Source organism: Heyndrickxia acidiproducens DSM 23148, from assembly GCF_000374345.1.
Taxonomy (GTDB): domain Bacteria; phylum Bacillota; class Bacilli; order Bacillales; family Bacillaceae_C; genus Weizmannia; species Weizmannia acidiproducens.
This window is the reverse complement of the sequence record NZ_KB893986.1, coordinates 1-17,073: the sequence shown is the minus strand read 5'-3', so window position 1 is coordinate 17,073 and position 17,073 is coordinate 1. Positions and strand designations below refer to the sequence as shown.

The window sequence follows — 17,073 nt, the reverse complement described above, 5'->3', positions numbered from 1 at the left end:
AAGCGGTCAATGGATAATGGCTTTTCCGCTGTTAACGGTTCCCAATGCGGCGGAATTTGATTAAAATAAAAGCATAATAAGACAAAAAGCAGAGGGGGCCCTGTCATGATAGAAAGATTAAAAGCGCGCTATCCGAATGCCTGCATTTCAGCCTCTCCTATTCCATTCAAGCATCTGATATGGTTTTGGATCCGCGAAGATGAAAAATATATTGGCATTGAACCGCATGATTTGAGCGCTGAAGAGACCTTGCTCCTTAAGACGGTCTTTCCGGAATATTTGGAGGAAACCGCCCTGAACCAAGGCACTGCAGCCAAATGGTATAACTATTTATTTTTGCCGGGAGCCCCCGCCCCGTTAGAAATTGAAAAGAAAAAATGCCGGATCATTCAGTTTTCAATCGCGAAAGACGGCCTTAACATCCAGCTTGTTCAGGAAGCGATAAAAAATATGTTTGTCCGTGACGTGACCATTGTGATGATTGACAGGCAGCAGGGATTGGCCATCGAAGAAAAAAATAAAACAGAAGTCTCAATTGATGACTTGCAGGCTTCCATGCGTGCATTTGAGAACGACTTCTATATGCCCATTTCACTTTATGCCGGCGAATTTAAACCGCTGGAAGCATTGAAGCCTTTTTTCCAACTTGAAAAGCAGCTCTTTGACTTTGCGCTGCTGCAGATGCCAAAGCCCGGCTTGTTTACGCTCGATTCCGTGCTGCCTGTCTATTTGCTAGAGCAGCTGCCGCCTGAAACAAGACAACTTCTCTTTGGCACCATCCTTGAGATTTTCAAAAAAGACCGTGAGATGTGGCGGACGGTTAAATTATATTTGGAAAACTTCTCCAATGCCAGTTTGACTGCAAAACAGCTTTTTATTCACCGTAATTCGCTGCAGTACCGGATTGAGAAGTTTGAAGAAAAATCCGGGCTCCACTTAAGAAATTTCAACAGCGCCATGCTGGCATACTTTGCCTGCCTGGTATTCCGGTCCTGACATTCAATTTTCCCCTGCAATATCGCCAAAAGCGGGCTCTAAAATGCTGATCAACAAAAGCACCCCGTCTTGAAAGCCGCAAATCATAATCAAATGTTTTTTAAACAGGGCAAACTGCCGAAGTTTCAGCTAATATCTTTGTGCAGCTTAACCATAACAAAATGAGAGGGCTTTCTTTATAATGATCATAACAAATCGAAAGGGGCTTTTCCTATGACAGACTTGGTGCTCGACCATATTTACAAAATTTATGATCACCATGTTACAGCGGTTTCCGATTTTAATTTACATATTCAGGACAAGGAGTTTATTGTTTTTGTCGGGCCTTCCGGTTGCGGGAAATCAACGACATTACGCATGATCGCAGGGCTTGAGGAGATTTCCAAAGGTGATTTTTATATGGATGGCAAAAGGGTAAACGATGTTGCGCCAAAGGACCGTAATATTGCAATGGTGTTCCAAAATTATGCGCTTTATCCGCATATGACGGTTTATGATAATATGGCTTTCGGGCTGAAACTGCGCAAAGTCCCGAAAACGGAAATTGAACAGCGGGTCACGAAAGCTGCAAAAATTCTCGGACTGGAACAATATTTGAAACGGAAACCAAAAGCGTTATCGGGCGGTCAAAGGCAGCGGGTCGCACTCGGGCGGGCCATTGTGCGCGATGCAAAAGTGTTCTTAATGGATGAACCGTTATCCAATCTGGATGCAAAGCTCCGTGTTCAAATGCGTGCCGAAATTGCGCGCCTGCACCATCGTTTGCAAACGACAACCATTTATGTAACCCACGACCAAACAGAAGCGATGACGATGGCCACAAGGATTGTTGTGATGAAAGATGGCGTCATCCAGCAGGTCGGGTCGCCGCGTGAAGTATACGATACTCCTGCAAACCTGTTTGTTGCCGGATTTATCGGCTCGCCGGCTATGAACTTCTTTAAAGGCAAACTGCAGAATGGAAAATTTTATATCAATGACATGATTCATATTGATGTGCCGGAGGGAAAATTAAAGGCCATGAAAGACTATGCCGGTAAGGGGATCATCCTTGGAATCCGCCCTGAAGATATTCATGATGAACCTGTCTTCATTGATGCAGTACCAGGCGCCTCCATTCGCGCCCGTATAGAAGTATCAGAACTAACCGGAGCCGAAACGATGTTGTATGCCAAAATCAACGGGCAGGAATTTATATCACGGATTGATTCCAGAACCGTTGTCCATCCCGGCGATGAAATTACGCTTGGGCTCGATATGAATAAAGCACACTTTTTCGATGCTGAAACAGAAGCCAGGATTGGATAGATTGCCCGTTAAGCGCAGATAAATTTTGTAAAAAGCCAACCGCCGTCCGCTGCGATTGGCTTTTTTTAAATGTCCACATAGAATATTGTCTTCCTTTCCTCCTGGTTGCAGCGGGGGCAGTACAGGAGGTGGACACAATTGTCTTGCCCGGAACTTTCCGGATCCCCGTCTTCCAGTTTTTCCTGCCAGATTTCCATATAAGGGCTGTAATCATCGAAATAATCATATATTTTCCCGCCGTCCTGCAAACGAAAACGGCATTCGGGACAGACCGCCCGGATCGTTTCAAATCCATTGCACACGGGGCAGACTTTCATTCGCTTCACCCACATTCCTGTGTTTTTTATTTAAAGTGTGTGGAGAATGCGAAATACTATTCGTACAAAAAATGTTGAATGCAAGCTGTTTTCCAAGATTTTACCAGATTTAGAACCGCATAATCTTCCGGCAAGATAAACATAATACGACTACAAAGCCACACACAGATGGGTTAAACCAAGATGGTGGCAAACCTGATTGTTTGTCCGCTGGTGCAATTCCAGCTGGCCCAACCATAAAAAACACCACGAGGAGATGACAAAAATTATGGCAAACAACAATAGCTCAAACCAATTATTAGTAGCAGGTGCAGACCAGGCGCTTGACCAAATGAAATATGAAATTGCCCAGGAATTTGGCGTTCAACTTGGAGCTGATACGACTTCCCGCGCTAACGGTTCTGTTGGTGGAGAAATCACAAAACGCCTTGTTCAAATGGCAGAGCAACAACTTGGCGGTACTTTCCGTTAAAAATAACCAGCATTGACAATTTGATAGTTTATGGCTAAAAAAGGGAGGCTTCCAGACAGCCTCCCTTTCACCTGCTATTTCAAATTCACCATTTTTGCCGGCACAATCCATTCATCATATTGTTCTTCTGTTAAGTAGCCGGTTTTGATTGCGGCTTCTTTCAATGTCGTGCCTTCTTTAAAAGCCAGTTTTGCAATTTGCGCGGCTTTTTCATAACCAATATGCGGATTTAATGCTGTGACAAGCATTAATGAACGATCCACATTTTCTTTAATGGTTCCAACATTGGGTTCAATCCCCCGTACACATCTTTCATCGAAAGACTTCATGGCATCGCCAAGCAGGTGGACTGACTGCAAAAAATTGTAAATAATAACCGGTTTAAAGACATTTAATTCAAAATTCCCCTGGCTTGCTGCAAAACCAATTGCGGCATCGTTTCCGAAAATCTGGACGGCGGCCATTGTTACTGCTTCACATTGGGTCGGGTTGACTTTCCCCGGCATGATGGAGCTCCCCGGTTCGTTTGCCGGAATGGAGATTTCGCCGATGCCGCTTCTCGGGCCGCTTGCCAGCCAGCGCACATCATTGGCAATTTTCATCAAGTCTGCAGCAAGCCCCTTTAAAGCGCCATGCACATAGACAAGCTCATCATGGCTTGTTAACGCATGGAACTTATTATCAGACGAGCGGAATGGGTAACCGGTTTGTTTTTCCAGCTCCTCCGCTACTTTACTGCCGAAAGCAGGGTCGGCATTAATGCCTGTCCCGACAGCAGTACCGCCGATGGCCAAATTCAAAATCTGCCGGGCACTTTCTTTTATCATCCCGCCGCTTTTTTCCAGCATCGCCCGCCAACCGCTGATTTCCTGGCCGAGAGTCAGCGGAGTAGCATCCTGCAAATGGGTACGGCCGATTTTAATGATTTCCATGAATGCCTTTTCTTTTTGAAGTAAAGTTTGTTTCAACTGTTCAAGCTGCGGGAGAAGTCTTGTTTGCAGCTCGTGGTAAGCAGCGATATGCATGGCGGTAGGAAAAGTGTCATTCGAACTTTGCGACATATTGATATCATCGTTCGGGTGGATCTGTTCAGAAATACTTTGATCGGCAAGGATTTCATTTGCCCTTCTTGCCACCACTTCATTGACGTTCATATTAGACTGCGTGCCGCTGCCTGTCTGCCAAACGACAAGCGGGAAATGTTCATCAAAATGACCTTCCAGCACCTCTTCGCATGCCTGTACAATTGCGTTTTTTTTGGCTTCAGATAATTTCCCGAGCTGATGATTGCTGATGGCAGCAGCTTTCTTCAAATGGGCAAATGCGCGGATGACTTCTATCGGCATTTTTTCGCCGCTAATTGGAAAATTTTCTTTGCTGCGCTGCGTTTGTGCGCCCCAATATTTGTCAGCCGGAACTTTCATTTCTCCTAAAGTATCTTTTTCAATGCGATACTCCATGTAAACCCCTCCCTGATCGTGCTTTCATTTTTTCTATAGCGGACTTTCTGCATCGTTTTTCAGCAGAAACCGCAAGCCTTTATGTATCGCATCTCTATTTTACTATAAATTCACACAAAGAAACACCTGCACAATTGTAAAATATGCAAGTGTTTCCACTTCAAGCCGCCTTCGTTACTGCCCGAGGATGTTTTGCAGTTTTTCCTTGATTTTTTCTCCGGTGCTTTTCCAGGTGCCTTTATTTTCGTCAATCGTATCTTTCAATTTATCTGTCTGTTTTTTAATCGTTTCGTCAATACTTTCCAGTTTTTCTTTTAATTGGCCGCCATCGTTTTGCTGCTGATTAATCGAATCTACGTCGAAATCCCCGGCCTTCGTATATTTTAATGTCGCATTCATAACAGCATTAAAGACCGGTACAATGCCCTGTTCACTCAGCCCGTACAAATAATGGCTGCGGTCTGTTTCATCATAACCCATCCAGACCACACCGACTAAATTGGGCGTATAGCCGGCAAACCACTGGTCCATTGTGCCGTCAATGTTGCGGTATTCAAGCTGGGTAGAACCCGTCTTGCCGGCGATTTTATAACCGGGCACACTTACCCCTTTTCCGGTTCCGGATTCAACCACATTTAGCAGCATGGATGTCATTTCCTGCGAAACTTTCTTTGACGTGACCCTCGTCTCGCTGTCCTTATGTTCTGCCAGTACCTTTCCGGTCGGGCTCACGATTTTCCGAATGATGTGCACATCCGTTTTTTTGCCGCCATTCGGGAAAGTCGTATAGGCTTCCGCAATATCTTCCGGTGAAACGCCGTTTTGGATATTTCCGAGTGCAATGCCAAGTTGCTTATCCTGTTTTGTGACCGGAATGCCAAATTTTTTCGCAGCGTCATAGCCTTTTTCAACGCCGATTTTATTCAGCAGCCAGACAGCCGGCGCATTTAATGATTTTTCAACCGCCGTATACATCGGAACTTCCCCTAAGTACTGGTGATTGTAATTGCCTGGCGAATATCCGCCTTTGTAGGTCATTTTTTTGTCTTTTAAAACCGATTCCGGGTCATACCCTTCTTCCAATGCCGGCGTATACACGGTGATCGGTTTCATAATCGAGCCCGGCTGCCGTTTTAGCTGTGTGGCCCTGTTGAAACCGCGGAACACTTTTTCGCCTCTTCCCCCGACAAGCCCGCGCACGCCGCCTGTTGCCGGGTTGACAAGAATGCCGCCGCTTTGGACGATCTGGTCGGATGTGCCGGATGGGAAAAGCGAGTTTTGCTGGTAGACGTATTCCAAAGCGGATTGGATATTCTGATCCATTTCCGTATAAATTTTGTAGCCCCTCGTCAGAATTTCTTCTTGATTCAGGCCGTAACGTTTGATGGCTTCTTCAAGAACGGCATCTGTATAGTACGGGTATTTGCCCTTAATCGAGTCGGTTTTTTTATCTTTTAAAGTAAGCTGTTCCGCTGCCGCCGCCTTGTATTGCGAAGATGTAATCATACCGTTGTCCTTCATGGCGCCCAATACGACATTACGGCGTTCGATCGCACGCTTATAATGGTTGTAAGGATCCAATGCGCTCGGTGCATTCACAAGCCCTGCTAATGTTGCAGACTCTGACAGATCGAGATTCTCGACGTCTTTGCCAAAGTATTTATTGGCGGCTTTTTGCACGCCCCAGGCTCCTTCACCGAAATAAACCTGGTTTAAATACATTTCGAGAATTTCTTTTTTCGAATAATGTTTCTCGATTTCAATCGCCAGAAAGAGTTCCTGGACTTTTCTTTTTAATGTCCGTTCCGGGGATAAAAGCGCATTTTTTGTTAATTGCTGGGTAATCGTACTTCCCCCTGCAGTAGTCCCGCCGGCGCGGATATTTTTCACGAGGGCGCTCATGGTACCAATAACATCAAATCCGCGATGCTTATAAAAGCGGTGGTCTTCTATGGCCACGATCGCATTTTGCAGATCAGCGGGCATTCTTGTTATCGGCACCCCTTCTGAACGGTTGGCTGATATTTTGCTGGCCTGGTCACCGTCTTTATCGTAAATAATCGTTGTTTGCTCCAAACCTTTTTTCAGCTGGCCGACATTCGCGCTCTTTGCATAGTAAGCGAAAAAAGCCAAAAAAGCCAATAAAGTAACGGAAGCCACAAGAATGATAATTTGGTTCATGTGCGCTGTTTTCCAATATTTTTTTATGAGCTCCCTAAAGGGTTTTAATTTATCCATATGATTTCCTGCTTTCATCCTTCCGCTTTCAATGAAACTTTGATTTTAGCGTGCTTGTTTAAAGAATAAGTGCCTAAGCAAAAGCATATTATGAAAGCCGCCAAAAATCAATGCCAATCATTGTGAATCCAGTGTTTTGGAACCAACGGCGGCCAATTTCTTTTATCCCAACATAACGGGCAGTAAGACTCCCACCTCAAGATTCAAGGTACGAAGAAGGATAGGCGGGAGATCAAACTGCCCGTAAAGTTCCGATTGGTTCAACTAACCATCAGTGGGGATGAAGGACCCCCACTGATGGAAGTTTCACTTTATTTCCATGCATTTTCCGTTAGTTTTCTGCTGTACAGGGTAAATAATTAGTAGGATCTGATGATGAATGATGAAGAGCGACATGAGAGGATGATGGAAAATGTACAAGCATATTGCCGTTGCATTTGATGATTCCGGCGGCAGCAAAAAGGCGCTTGAGAGAGCCGCAGATTTGGTTGCAGCCGGCCAAGCAGCCCGATTAACTGTTCTGCATGTGAGCCAGGAAACAGAAGTAACGGCTCCTATTCCCGATGAAAATATCGGTGTTCCGCCAACGGTTTCGTTTCCGGGAATGGATGGAAGGGTTTACTCTGCTGATAACCCGTCTGCAGATACTTTAGCACCCGCAACACAGCAAATCTATCTGAACAGTGCGGAAGATGCCATTAACCACGCGAAAGAATTGCTGGAACCAAGAGGGATTCAGGCTGATTATCATATTTTAGAAGGAAATGTCTCCCAAACGATCTGTGAATTTATTGATGAAAACAAAATTGATTTAATCGTTGCCGGCAACAGCGGGAAAGGCGGGATGAAACGGCTGTTTTTAGGCAGCGTAAGCGAAAGCCTCGTTAAAAATGCCGATATCGATGTGCTCGTTGTGAAGTGAAAGCGGGAAAGGGCTTCCGGGCTGCTTTCCCACTAAACCATCTTAAAGGGGCAATAACTTCTCCTCATCCGTCCCTTGCGAAAAAAATCCGTGCCAGATTCACGTCCGGGCCCGGATTTTTTTGCTACATGCATTAAAAAGTCCAAACCAACCCCCCGCCTTTTGAATACATTAGCATTGCAGTATGTATCTTCAAATGACGGAGGTGATGAGAATGGGCTTCTGCGGCTACGGCGGCGGTTACGGCGGCTACGGCGGCTACGGTTACGGCGGCGGATTCAACAATAGCTTTGCTTTGATTGTTGTATTGTTTATCCTGCTGATTATCGTTGGTGCTGCTTATTTATTCTAAGCCTTTCACGAGGGTCTTTTAGCCTGTGCGCCCGCTATAAGCGGGCGCAGCGGGCTAAAGGCCCTTATCTATTCTAATCAACTTCATGAGCTCCCGTCCGTCCGGGAACCGCTTTTCTATTATCTTTGTGTTCACCATGTGACGGCTTTTCCTGGTATTACGACCAGGTAAACCCGCATCGATTACGAATTTTTTCTTTGTACAGAACCGGCTCCAACCCTATTTGCTTCAGAAGTTTTTCCATTCTGGTATAAATGGCATGCTACATAATGATGGTCTTCCACTTCCATCCACTGCGGCTTTACATGGGCACAAATTTCCATGGCCGCACGGCATCTAGTCCGGAATACACATCCGCTTGGCGGATGAATCGGGCTTGGAATTTCACCCTTTAGAATAATTCGTTCGCGTTTGTCCTCAATCTTCGGATCCGGGATCGGAATCGCTGATAATAAGGCTTGTGTATAAGGATGCAGCGGTTTGCGATACAAACTGCCGCTTTCCGTCAGTTCAACAAGATGGCCGAGGTACATGACCCCAATCCGGTCGCTGAGATGTTTCACCATTGACAGATCATGCGCGATAAACAGATACGTCAGGTTTTTTTCTTTTTGCAATTTTTTCAGCACATTAACAACCTGGGCCTGCACGGAAACGTCTAAAGCGGAAATGGGTTCATCACAGATGATAAATTCCGGGTCAAGCGCAAGCGCCCGCGCTATTCCGATCCTTTGGCGCTGCCCGCCGCTGAACTCATGCGGATACCGGCTTGCATGTTCTTGATTTAACCCGACGCTTTCCAATAATTCATAGATTCGATTCAATTCTGCTTTTTTGGTTTTGTAAATGCCGTGGACCTCAAGCGGCTCCGCAATGATTTCGCGAATGGTTGAACGGGGGTTTAAGGAAGCATATGGATCCTGGAATATCATTTGGACTTTTCTCTTCATTTGGAAAGCTTCCAGCTCATTTAAAGCATGGATATCTTTTCCATTGTATAAAATCTGCCCGGAAGTCGGCGTGTACAGCCCCATGATCAATCGGCCTGCTGTTGACTTTCCGCATCCGGATTCCCCGACCATACCAAATGTTTCCCCTTTACGGATAAAAAAGGATAGATCATCGACCGCTTTCAATTTTTGGTTTTTCCCCATATCAAAATATTTTTTTACACGTTTAACTTCCAACAGTTTTTCACTCATGGTGCTTCTCCTTTCTCCCCCATCCGGCTAAAAACCGGTTATGGCTTCCAATACCGCCTTGCACAGCAAAGTTCTTCCCCGTAAATTGTCCCATCCATCTTCAGCACTTCAACATTTCTGCCGGTTTTTGGCGAGTGAAGCAGATCCCCTTCACCGGCGTAAATACCGACATGATGGATGGCGCCTTTTCCCTTTTTGTGTGCAAAGAACAATAAGTCTCCCGGCTCTATGTCTGAAAGCGGAATCTCTTTTCCATGCTGTGCCTGTTCACCGGCATCTCTCGGGATAATCGTCCCCGTTGCCGCCTTCACCATCGTATAAGCGAACCCGGAACAGTCATAGCCGAATCCGCTGATGCCGCCCCATAAATAGGGCAGGCCAAGGAACATTTTTCCCGCTTTAAGGATGCGTTCATTCTGGCGCTGTGGGACAGGCTGCCGCTTTCCGCCAATCACTTGGACAGCGTCTTTTTTTACCAGTCCGGTTCCTGAAAGGGTTTTGACTTTGATCCAGCCATCTATTTCATCCAAAAAAGGCAGGCGGGTCTGAAAACTGATTTCAAACCGGCGCCTTTGGTTTTCGTCGTATAAACCGGCAACAGGGGTGTCAACAACTGCATAAGCATCACCGTCAAAAGGCTCCGCCGTTTCTTTCAGCTGGCAAAACGGTACCCACCCCGGATAACCAAGTTTATTTTTTGCTGTCAGCTGATCCGGGATCGCCACTTGTGCCCAATCGCCATTCCTGGAAAGGATGATGGCTGTCTGGCCGTATAGCGCCTGTGTCTGGATTTTGTTTCCGCTCCATAATTCGAGCCTTTTTTTATCAGTAAGCTGCTGCAGCCATTTTTTTATGGCGGCCGGATTTCCGAGCACCTCCTGCCCGGCGCCTTCTGCAGCTTCTATTGCAGTCCAAACCGTTGCCACGGACGTATTAATATAGCAGTATGCTGGATTTGGCAAATTTTTCGCTCCCTTCATACGGGCAAATATCCTGCAAGTGAAAAAACATTCAGCGGGGAATGTGGATCCGCCCCGCTGAATGCCGGCTCCATTACTTTTTATCTGCCCATTTCAATTCCATGTATCCGACAGGGTGGAGGACAATACCTGTAACATTGCTTTTTTGCAGGTATACCTGGTTGTAGAAATACAATGGGACAATTGGCATATCCTCAAGTAAAATCTGTTCGGCTTCATGCATGAGCTGGTAGCGTTTTTCTTCATTGGATTCGTTCTTTGCTTTCCTTATTAAATCATCATACTTCTTGTTGCTCCAGCCGGTACGGTTCATGGAAAGGCCAGTCTGGAAACTTTCCAGGAAATTGATTGGATCGCCGTAGTCAGCAAGGAATGAACTGCGGGATAATTGAAATTTCAGTTTCATTTGTTCTGTCTGGAATACGTTCCATTCCATATTGGCCAGTTTCACATGGACGCCTAAGTTTTCTTGCAGCATTTGCTGAATGGTTTCCGCAATTTTCTTGTGGGCCGGATCGGTGCTGTAGGTGAGCGTGACAGCCGGGAGTTTTGTATAGCCTTCCTCAGCCATGCCCTTTTTCAGCAATGCTTTTGCTTCTTTAACGTTCGGCGAGATGAGTTTTCCGCCTTTTGTTCTGAAGTCGCTGCCGTCCGGTTCCGTAAATCCGTATGATACAAAACCTGAGGCCGGTTTTTCTTTGTTTTTCGTTACATACTTAACAATTTCTTCCTGGTTGATTGCCAATGCAAACGCTTTGCGGATGTTTTTATTTTGGAACGGCGCTTTTGTGACATTAAAGCGGTAAAAATAGGTTCCTGCCTGTGCCGCAATTTTTACTTTCCCTTCTTTGAAAAGCTGGTCTGATAAATCCGAAGGGACATCAGATTTATCCAATTCGCCGTTTTGGTACATTTGGTATTCGGTATTCGGGTCATCCACGATCGCCCAGTTGACTTTATCCAGTTTAACGTTTTTAGCATCCCAGTAATATTTGTTTTTCACCATCGTAAAGTGGTCATCATGTTTCCATTCCGATAATGTAAAGGGCCCGTTTCCAACAAATGTTTTCGCTTCTGCAAACCATTTCGGATTCTCTTGTGCCACTTTCTCATTAACCGGGAAGAACGCAGGATTGGCAATGACGTTCAAAAAATAGGCTTGCGGGCCCGTTAACGTGACTTCTAACGTTTTGTCGTCCACTGCTTTTACTTGCACATCATCTTTTGAACCTTCTCCTTTGTTAAAGGACTCGCCGCCTTCAATAAAATAGCCTAAAAATGCTGCCGGTGAAGCCGTTTTCGGGTCAAGCAGCCTTGTCCATGCATAAACAAAGTCACCCGCGGTTACCTGATCGCCGTTCGACCATTTGGCGTTTTCACGGATATGGAATGTATAGGTCTTACCGCCGTTTGATATATCCCAGCTTTTTGCCATTGCCGGTGCCGGTTTGTTCTTTTTGTCAAGCCGCGTCAGGCCTTCCATTAAATTGTTTAATGCATTCCAGGAGTTGGAGTCAAACCCGATCGGCGGATCAAATGAGGTTGGTTCAGCTCCATTGTTTAAATTCAATACCTTTTCTTTACTGCCGCTATTACTGCTTGAACTGTCCTTTGATCCGGATTGGCTGGTTGTACACCCGGCGAGTGAGATCACCAGCACCAGGATAGTCAAAATCCCCCAAAGCTTTTTCATTTTTTTCCCCCTTCATATTTTTTCCACACAACGGATTTTCAGACTGGCAGTAAGTGTTCCCGGATGTGAAACTGCATGAAAAGCCGTATATGCTGCAGTGAGAACCATCTAATGGTTTCTTTTATTTCTTCTGCGGGCGTACACCCACAGTTGAAAACGCATATTTTGCCCTGTCATCCTGCAGCCAGCAATCAAGAGAATGAGTGGCTGATTTTCTGGCATGGGAGGGTTCAACCCGGCTGCAAACTTCCATCGCCATCGGGCATCTTGCGGTAAATGGACAGCCCGGCGGCGGTGCAAACAAATCAGGCGGTGTACCGGGTATCGGAATTAACTCTTCTTCTTCCATATCGAGCCTCGGCATAGAATCCAGGAGCCCTTTTGTATAGGGGTGCTCTGCCTGGTAGAAGATTTCTTCCCTCGTCCCTGTTTCTACAATCCGGCCCGCATACATGACGGCAATCCGGTCAGCAACCTGGGCGACCACGCCGAGGTCATGGGTAATCAAGATTATTGAGACCCCTGTTTCTTTTTGGATTTTCTTAAAGAGCTCAAAAATCTGTGCTTGAACCGTAACATCCAATGCTGTTGTCGGTTCATCGGCAATGATGATTTCCGGATGGCAGATCAGGGCCATCGCGATCATAATCCGCTGCCGCATGCCGCCACTGAATTGATGGGGGTACTGCTTCATCCGTTCATGCGGGCTTGGGATGCCGACCAGCTGTAACATGTCGATTGCCGCTTCCCGGGCTTCTTTTTGCGAAAGTTTCTGATGCTCACGGACGGCTTCCATCAACTGGTTGCCGATCGTTAAAGAAGGATTCAGCCCTGTCATCGGATCCTGGAATATCATCGAAATTTCTTTACCGCGGATTTTTCTCATCTGCTTTTCACTGTATTGTAAGATATTTGTTCCTTTAAAACGGATTGAACCGTGCAGCATCCCGATATTCGAATTTGGAAGCAACTGCATAATAGACTGAGAGGTGACACTTTTTCCGCAGCCGGATTCGCCAACTATTGCAAGCGTCTCCCCTTTCTGTAAGTAAAAGCTCACACCGCGCACAGCCTGGACAGTTCCCCCATGTGTCGAGAAAGAAACATGGAGATCATCAACTGTCAAAACCTTCTCCATTTCTTTCACCTCCTTAATTTCGGGTCAAGGGCATCCTGCAGGCCGTCTCCCAGTACATTAAAAGCAAACATCGTTAATGAAATAAAGAAGGCCGGGAAAAACAACCGCCACCATTGTCCTGTTAAGATGGCAGATAACCCATCGTCTGCCATCACGCCCCAGCTTGCATGCGGTGCCTGTACACCCAGCCCTAAAAAACTCAGGAAGGCTTCGCTGAAAATAGCACTTGGGACGGTTAATGTCATCTGTACGATAATCGGGCCCATGGTATTTGGGAGTAAATTTTTGCGGATAATTCTTGATGTTTTTGCGCCAAATGTTTTAGATGCCAGGACAAATTCGTAGTTTTTGATTTGCAGAACCTGGCCGCGCACAATCCGGGCCATTCCCACCCATCCGGTTACCGTTAAAGCGACGATGATGGTGCCAAGCCCCGGCCCCATGACAACCATTAACAGGATCACGACAAGCAAATAAGGAAGGCCGTACAGGACTTCGATTATCCTCATCATCAACTGGTCAATTTTGCCGCCTTTATAACCGGCAATGCCCCCGTAAATCACACCAATGAAAAATTCAATAATGGCCGCCATGAAACCGACAAACAGTGAAATACGCGCGCCATACCATGTTCTGGAAAACATATCGCGCCCCAGCTGGTCGGTTCCGAACCAATGGGTTTTTGACGGCGGCAGATTTTGAGTGGTTAAAGATAGCTTGGTCACGCTGTGAGGCGCAATCACCGGGCCGATTATGGCCATAATGATCAGGATGAGTAGAACGATAAGGCCGCCCATTGCAAGCTTATTTTTGGCAAGCTGGTGCCATACATCGCGCCAATATGATACGCTTGGCCTTACAACGGCTTCCTGTTTGCGGCCGTCCTGTTTTTTCGGGACAAACCATTCGTCCGGGATATCCTGGTTGTTGGATTGGATCTGTTTTTCGTTTAATGCGCCCAATATAACTCACCCCTTCTATCACTCTTTTTTGTGCAGTTTGATGCGCGGATCCAATAAGCCGTATGCGATGTCTACCAAAAAGAGCATCATGATTAAAAAAATACTGTAAAAAACGGTAGTCCCCATGATGACCGGATAATCACGGCTGTTAATGCTTTCGACAAAGTACTTGCCCATTCCCGGAACCGCAAATATTTTTTCAATGACAAAACTTCCCGTTAAAATACTTGCTGTCAGTGTTCCGAGAATGGTTACAACCGGAATTAAGGCATTTCTTAAAGCATGCTTGACGATGATTTTGACGGGGGAGAGCCCTTTGGAACGGGCCGTTTTTATGTAATCCTGGGTCAATACTTCCAATAAGCTGGATCTGGTCAGGCGGGCAATAATTGCCATCGGGCTGACCGCCAGTGCGGCAGTTGGCAAAATCATATGGGAAGGGGATGTCCATGTTGCAGCCGGAAGAATTTTAAGATTGACGGCAAATTCCTGGATTAATAATGTCGCAAGGATGAAGTTGGGAATGGAAATGCCAAGCACAGCGATGGTCATGGCCAAATAATCAATGAGGCCATTGTGCTTTAATGCAGCAAGGATTCCCAAAACCATCCCGGAAATAACCGCTATCAAAAGCGCCGTCATGCCAAGTTCAAAGGAAACGGGAAACCCTCTGCCCAGCATATCATTCACCGTCTGGGAAGGCTGCTTGATAGACGGGCCGAAGTCAAATTGGAGAATAGACTTTAAGTAATAGAGATACTGCACATACAACGGTTGATCGAGATGGTACTGTGCTTCCAGGTTTTTCTGGATCGCTGCATTGGAATTGCGCTCCTGGTTAAAAGGCGATCCGGGTATCGCATGCATCAGCACAAACGTCAACGTAGTAATAACCCACAACGTCACCACCATGGTCAGTAATCTTTTCATGATAAATTTTGCCACTTGGAACACCTTCTTTTTCGTAGAAGTGACTGATCTAAATCTTCCAAATTCGAACTATATTTTTATTTATATAATAAAATGTCAAAAAATTCAATAGCATCAAACATTTATTTTTATTCTTTGTTCCATTTATTATGGAAAAATATTTACATTTAAATGGAAGGTACGCTGCTCATGTTTTTTTACAAGATTCAATAAAAGTTTGAAAGATTTTACGGGAAAGCTGATCCTCTGATGCAAGTAAAGCTTCCGGATGCCATTGGACACCGAGCATAAACCGGTGTGTTCTGCTTTCAATCGCTTCGATCACACCGTCAGAAGCCCGTGCAGCTGTTTCAAATGGTTCTGCCACCTTTCTGACTGCCTGATGGTGAAAGGAATTGACTTTAACCACAGATTGGCCCGCAAGCCGGTGCAGCAGGCTGCCCGGGGTGACGGCTGCCGTATGGGAGAGATGGGAACGGGCCGCCTGCTGGGTATGCTGGAGAACTTTATGTTGAAACTGGCTGTAAATATCCTGGTACATATCCCCGCCGGCAGCGACGTTTAAAATTTGCATGCCCCGGCATATTGCAAGAACCGGCATGTCATCGAGCAGCGCCTGCCTGCAAAGGAAAATTTCAAATGGATCTCTTCCCGGTTCGATCTCCCCCAAGTGGCGTTCAGGTTCTTCCCCGAACAGGAAGGGGTCAATATCCCCTCCCCCTGTCAGCAAAATTCCATCTATTTTTGGCCATAATAATGGCAGGTCTCTCTCACTGCCGGCCGGTAAAATCACAGGAACACCGCCTGCGAACCGGATAGCGGACAGATAGGCATCCGCTATATAATGTTTCAAATTGCGATCGGTACAGCATGTTATACCAATGATTGGCTTCATCTTTTTAACCGCCTCTCTTCTTAGTAATATTGGCAGTGTTGGTGCCATCGGTGTAAAATATTCATGAAAAAATAACCGCCATCATTGCTGCAATGGTCGGCGGGCGTTTTTCCTGCAACATATGCATCTGGAAATTACCTAATGATTAAGGAAGTGCCTGTGTATGATACATATTATGGCGATGACAAAAGAAAATGAATTGAAATTGTTCACAACGATAGAAGAATTGCGTCCGGATGAACTGGAATGGTATTGGATCGACTTTGACCGTCCGGATGAAAAGGAAATATTAAAGTTGCGGAATCCGCTCCGCTTCCATCCGCTCGCGATTGAAGACTGCATCCACAAACTGCAAAGGCCGAAGCTGAATTACTATGAGGATCATGCTTTTTTTGTTTTGCAAAGCCTGCACCCGCACAAGCTGCAGAAAGAAGAACTGAATATGTTTATCGGGGAAAAGTTCATTGTATCTTTCCACCATTTGAAATCCGGGGAAATCAACGAAGTGCGAAAGAAACTGTCGGCAGCCGAAGATCTGGGCAGGTGGGGGCCGAGCATTATTCTGTACGAAGTGTTGGATAATATTGTGGACAATTATTTCCCATATTTATATAAAATTGAAGACCGGTTAAATGAAATTGAGGATAATTCCAACAAGGAATCAATGGAGGCCCTGCTCGAAAGCCTTTACTCGACACGCCATGATCTTCTGGTATTAAGAAATACAATTACGCCGATGGCAGACTTGGTTTACCGCATGCTGAGCTCCCATCATTTAACCGGGATCCAGGAAAAACTTGCCTATTTCAGGGATATTCATGACCATTTAACAAGACAATTAAGCATGGTTGAATCCAGCCGTGAACTGACAGCGGATATCCGGGACAGCTACCTTTCATTAAACTCCCACCAAACAAACCGGGTAATGAAGATTCTAACCATCTTTACAACCATTTTCATGCCGCTGACTTTTATTGTCGGCATTTACGGCATGAATTTCGAATACATGCCGGAACTCAAATGGAAATACGGCTACTTCGCCACCCTCATCGTCACACTCCTCATCGGCTCCGGCATGACCTACTGGTTCATTAAAAAAGGATGGCTGAAGTAAGAAAAGCGGAGGGCGCTTGCCCATCGGCGACAGGCAACTGGGCCGGCACCAATGAAGTCCGCCCTTTGACTTCAGTGGGGCTGGAACAGTTGAC

At 45.8% G+C, this 17,073-nt stretch carries 16 protein-coding genes; 6 read left to right on the top strand and 10 right to left on the bottom strand.

Annotated features, from left to right (window positions below):
- Positions 1-105: 105 nt before the first annotated feature.
- Both C232_RS0105905 and C232_RS0105900 read left to right on the top strand, forming a co-directional pair.
- On the top strand, positions 106-996 hold the full coding sequence (locus C232_RS0105905) for a PucR family transcriptional regulator (RefSeq protein ID WP_018662291.1): 891 nt from the start codon (positions 106-108) through the stop codon (positions 994-996).
- Between the two features lie 213 nt (positions 997-1,209).
- Positions 1,210-2,304 carry an ABC transporter ATP-binding protein gene (locus C232_RS0105900; RefSeq protein ID WP_018662289.1) on the top strand — a complete coding sequence of 365 codons (1,095 nt, stop codon included), beginning with the start codon at positions 1,210-1,212 and terminating at the stop codon, positions 2,302-2,304.
- 65 nt (positions 2,305-2,369) lie between these two features.
- Here the strand turns inward: C232_RS0105900 and C232_RS0105895 are convergent, their stop codons facing one another.
- Complete coding sequence (locus C232_RS0105895; RefSeq protein WP_018662286.1) at positions 2,370-2,621, bottom strand: hypothetical protein; 252 nt, start codon at positions 2,619-2,621, stop codon at positions 2,370-2,372.
- Positions 2,622-2,889: 268 nt separating this feature from the next.
- Between C232_RS0105895 and C232_RS0105890 the strand changes: the two genes are divergently transcribed.
- Entirely contained in the window at positions 2,890-3,093 is a 204-nt protein-coding gene (locus C232_RS0105890) for an alpha/beta-type small acid-soluble spore protein (RefSeq protein WP_026314495.1), read from the top strand.
- 74 nt (positions 3,094-3,167) lie between these two features.
- Here the strand turns inward: C232_RS0105890 and fumC are convergent, their stop codons facing one another.
- Both fumC and C232_RS0105880 read right to left on the bottom strand, forming a co-directional pair.
- Positions 3,168-4,553: a class II fumarate hydratase gene (gene fumC, locus C232_RS0105885; RefSeq protein ID WP_018662282.1), complete on the bottom strand. Its 1,386-nt coding sequence runs from the start codon at positions 4,551-4,553 to the stop codon at positions 3,168-3,170.
- 174 nt (positions 4,554-4,727) lie between these two features.
- The gene (locus tag C232_RS0105880; protein ID WP_018662280.1) at positions 4,728-6,791 is read right to left on the bottom strand and encodes a transglycosylase domain-containing protein; all 2,064 of its coding nucleotides are present in this window, start codon (positions 6,789-6,791) and stop codon (positions 4,728-4,730) included.
- Positions 6,792-7,203: 412 nt separating this feature from the next.
- Here C232_RS0105880 and C232_RS0105875 point away from each other — a divergent pair, with 412 nt between their 5' ends.
- Entirely contained in the window at positions 7,204-7,713 is a 510-nt protein-coding gene (locus C232_RS0105875) for a universal stress protein (protein ID WP_018662279.1), read from the top strand.
- A 214-nt stretch (positions 7,714-7,927) separates the two neighbouring features.
- On the top strand, positions 7,928-8,065 hold the full coding sequence (locus C232_RS19275; RefSeq protein ID WP_018662276.1) for a YjcZ family sporulation protein: 138 nt from the start codon (positions 7,928-7,930) through the stop codon (positions 8,063-8,065).
- A gap of 182 nt (positions 8,066-8,247) precedes the next feature.
- Here C232_RS19275 and C232_RS0105865 read toward each other — a convergent pair whose 3' ends face one another.
- The 7 genes from C232_RS0105865 to C232_RS0105835 all read right to left on the bottom strand — a co-directional run bounded on the left by C232_RS0105865 (position 8,248) and on the right by C232_RS0105835 (position 15,865).
- The gene (locus C232_RS0105865) at positions 8,248-9,267 is read right to left on the bottom strand and encodes an ABC transporter ATP-binding protein (RefSeq protein ID WP_018662272.1); all 1,020 of its coding nucleotides are present in this window, start codon (positions 9,265-9,267) and stop codon (positions 8,248-8,250) included.
- Between the two features lie 38 nt (positions 9,268-9,305).
- Entirely contained in the window at positions 9,306-10,229 is a 924-nt protein-coding gene (locus C232_RS0105860; RefSeq protein WP_026314494.1) for a C40 family peptidase, read from the bottom strand.
- Between the two features lie 91 nt (positions 10,230-10,320).
- Complete coding sequence (locus tag C232_RS0105855; protein WP_018662268.1) at positions 10,321-11,940, bottom strand: peptide ABC transporter substrate-binding protein; 1,620 nt, start codon at positions 11,938-11,940, stop codon at positions 10,321-10,323.
- Between the two features lie 121 nt (positions 11,941-12,061).
- Positions 12,062-13,078 (bottom strand): ABC transporter ATP-binding protein, encoded by a 1,017-nt coding sequence (locus tag C232_RS0105850; RefSeq protein ID WP_018662266.1) that lies wholly within the window; start codon positions 13,076-13,078, stop codon positions 12,062-12,064.
- Between the two features lie 5 nt (positions 13,079-13,083).
- On the bottom strand, positions 13,084-14,043 hold the full coding sequence (locus C232_RS0105845) for an ABC transporter permease (RefSeq protein WP_155891542.1): 960 nt from the start codon (positions 14,041-14,043) through the stop codon (positions 13,084-13,086).
- 15 nt (positions 14,044-14,058) lie between these two features.
- Positions 14,059-14,970, bottom strand: coding sequence for an ABC transporter permease (locus C232_RS0105840; RefSeq protein WP_422723655.1), 912 nt, complete (start codon positions 14,968-14,970; stop codon positions 14,059-14,061).
- Positions 14,971-15,157: 187 nt separating this feature from the next.
- The gene (locus C232_RS0105835; protein ID WP_018662261.1) at positions 15,158-15,865 is read right to left on the bottom strand and encodes a gamma-glutamyl-gamma-aminobutyrate hydrolase family protein; all 708 of its coding nucleotides are present in this window, start codon (positions 15,863-15,865) and stop codon (positions 15,158-15,160) included.
- 163 nt (positions 15,866-16,028) lie between these two features.
- Between C232_RS0105835 and corA the strand changes: the two genes are divergently transcribed.
- Complete coding sequence (corA, locus tag C232_RS0105830; RefSeq protein WP_018662259.1) at positions 16,029-16,979, top strand: magnesium/cobalt transporter CorA; 951 nt, start codon at positions 16,029-16,031, stop codon at positions 16,977-16,979.
- Positions 16,980-17,073 lie beyond the last annotated feature (94 nt).

Bases quoted from the DNA above. Each gene is read 5' to 3' on its own strand.
- C232_RS0105905 (WP_018662291.1), top strand. From the start codon at position 106: ATGATAGAAAGATTAAAAGCGCGCTATCCGAATGCCTGCATTTCAGCC.
- C232_RS0105900 (WP_018662289.1), top strand. From the start codon at position 1,210: ATGACAGACTTGGTGCTCGACCATATTTACAAAATTTATGATCACCAT.
- C232_RS0105895 (WP_018662286.1), bottom strand. From the start codon at position 2,621: ATGAAAGTCTGCCCCGTGTGCAATGGATTTGAAACGATCCGGGCGGTC.
- C232_RS0105890 (WP_026314495.1), top strand. From the start codon at position 2,890: ATGGCAAACAACAATAGCTCAAACCAATTATTAGTAGCAGGTGCAGAC.
- fumC (WP_018662282.1), bottom strand. From the start codon at position 4,553: ATGGAGTATCGCATTGAAAAAGATACTTTAGGAGAAATGAAAGTTCCG.
- C232_RS0105880 (WP_018662280.1), bottom strand. From the start codon at position 6,791: ATGGATAAATTAAAACCCTTTAGGGAGCTCATAAAAAAATATTGGAAA.
- C232_RS0105875 (WP_018662279.1), top strand. From the start codon at position 7,204: ATGTACAAGCATATTGCCGTTGCATTTGATGATTCCGGCGGCAGCAAA.
- C232_RS19275 (WP_018662276.1), top strand. From the start codon at position 7,928: ATGGGCTTCTGCGGCTACGGCGGCGGTTACGGCGGCTACGGCGGCTAC.
- C232_RS0105865 (WP_018662272.1), bottom strand. From the start codon at position 9,267: ATGAGTGAAAAACTGTTGGAAGTTAAACGTGTAAAAAAATATTTTGAT.
- C232_RS0105855 (WP_018662268.1), bottom strand. From the start codon at position 11,940: ATGAAAAAGCTTTGGGGGATTTTGACTATCCTGGTGCTGGTGATCTCA.
- C232_RS0105850 (WP_018662266.1), bottom strand. From the start codon at position 13,078: ATGGAGAAGGTTTTGACAGTTGATGATCTCCATGTTTCTTTCTCGACA.
- C232_RS0105840 (WP_422723655.1), bottom strand. From the start codon at position 14,970: ATGAAAAGATTACTGACCATGGTGGTGACGTTGTGGGTTATTACTACG.
- C232_RS0105835 (WP_018662261.1), bottom strand. From the start codon at position 15,865: ATGAAGCCAATCATTGGTATAACATGCTGTACCGATCGCAATTTGAAA.
- corA (WP_018662259.1), top strand. From the start codon at position 16,029: ATGATACATATTATGGCGATGACAAAAGAAAATGAATTGAAATTGTTC.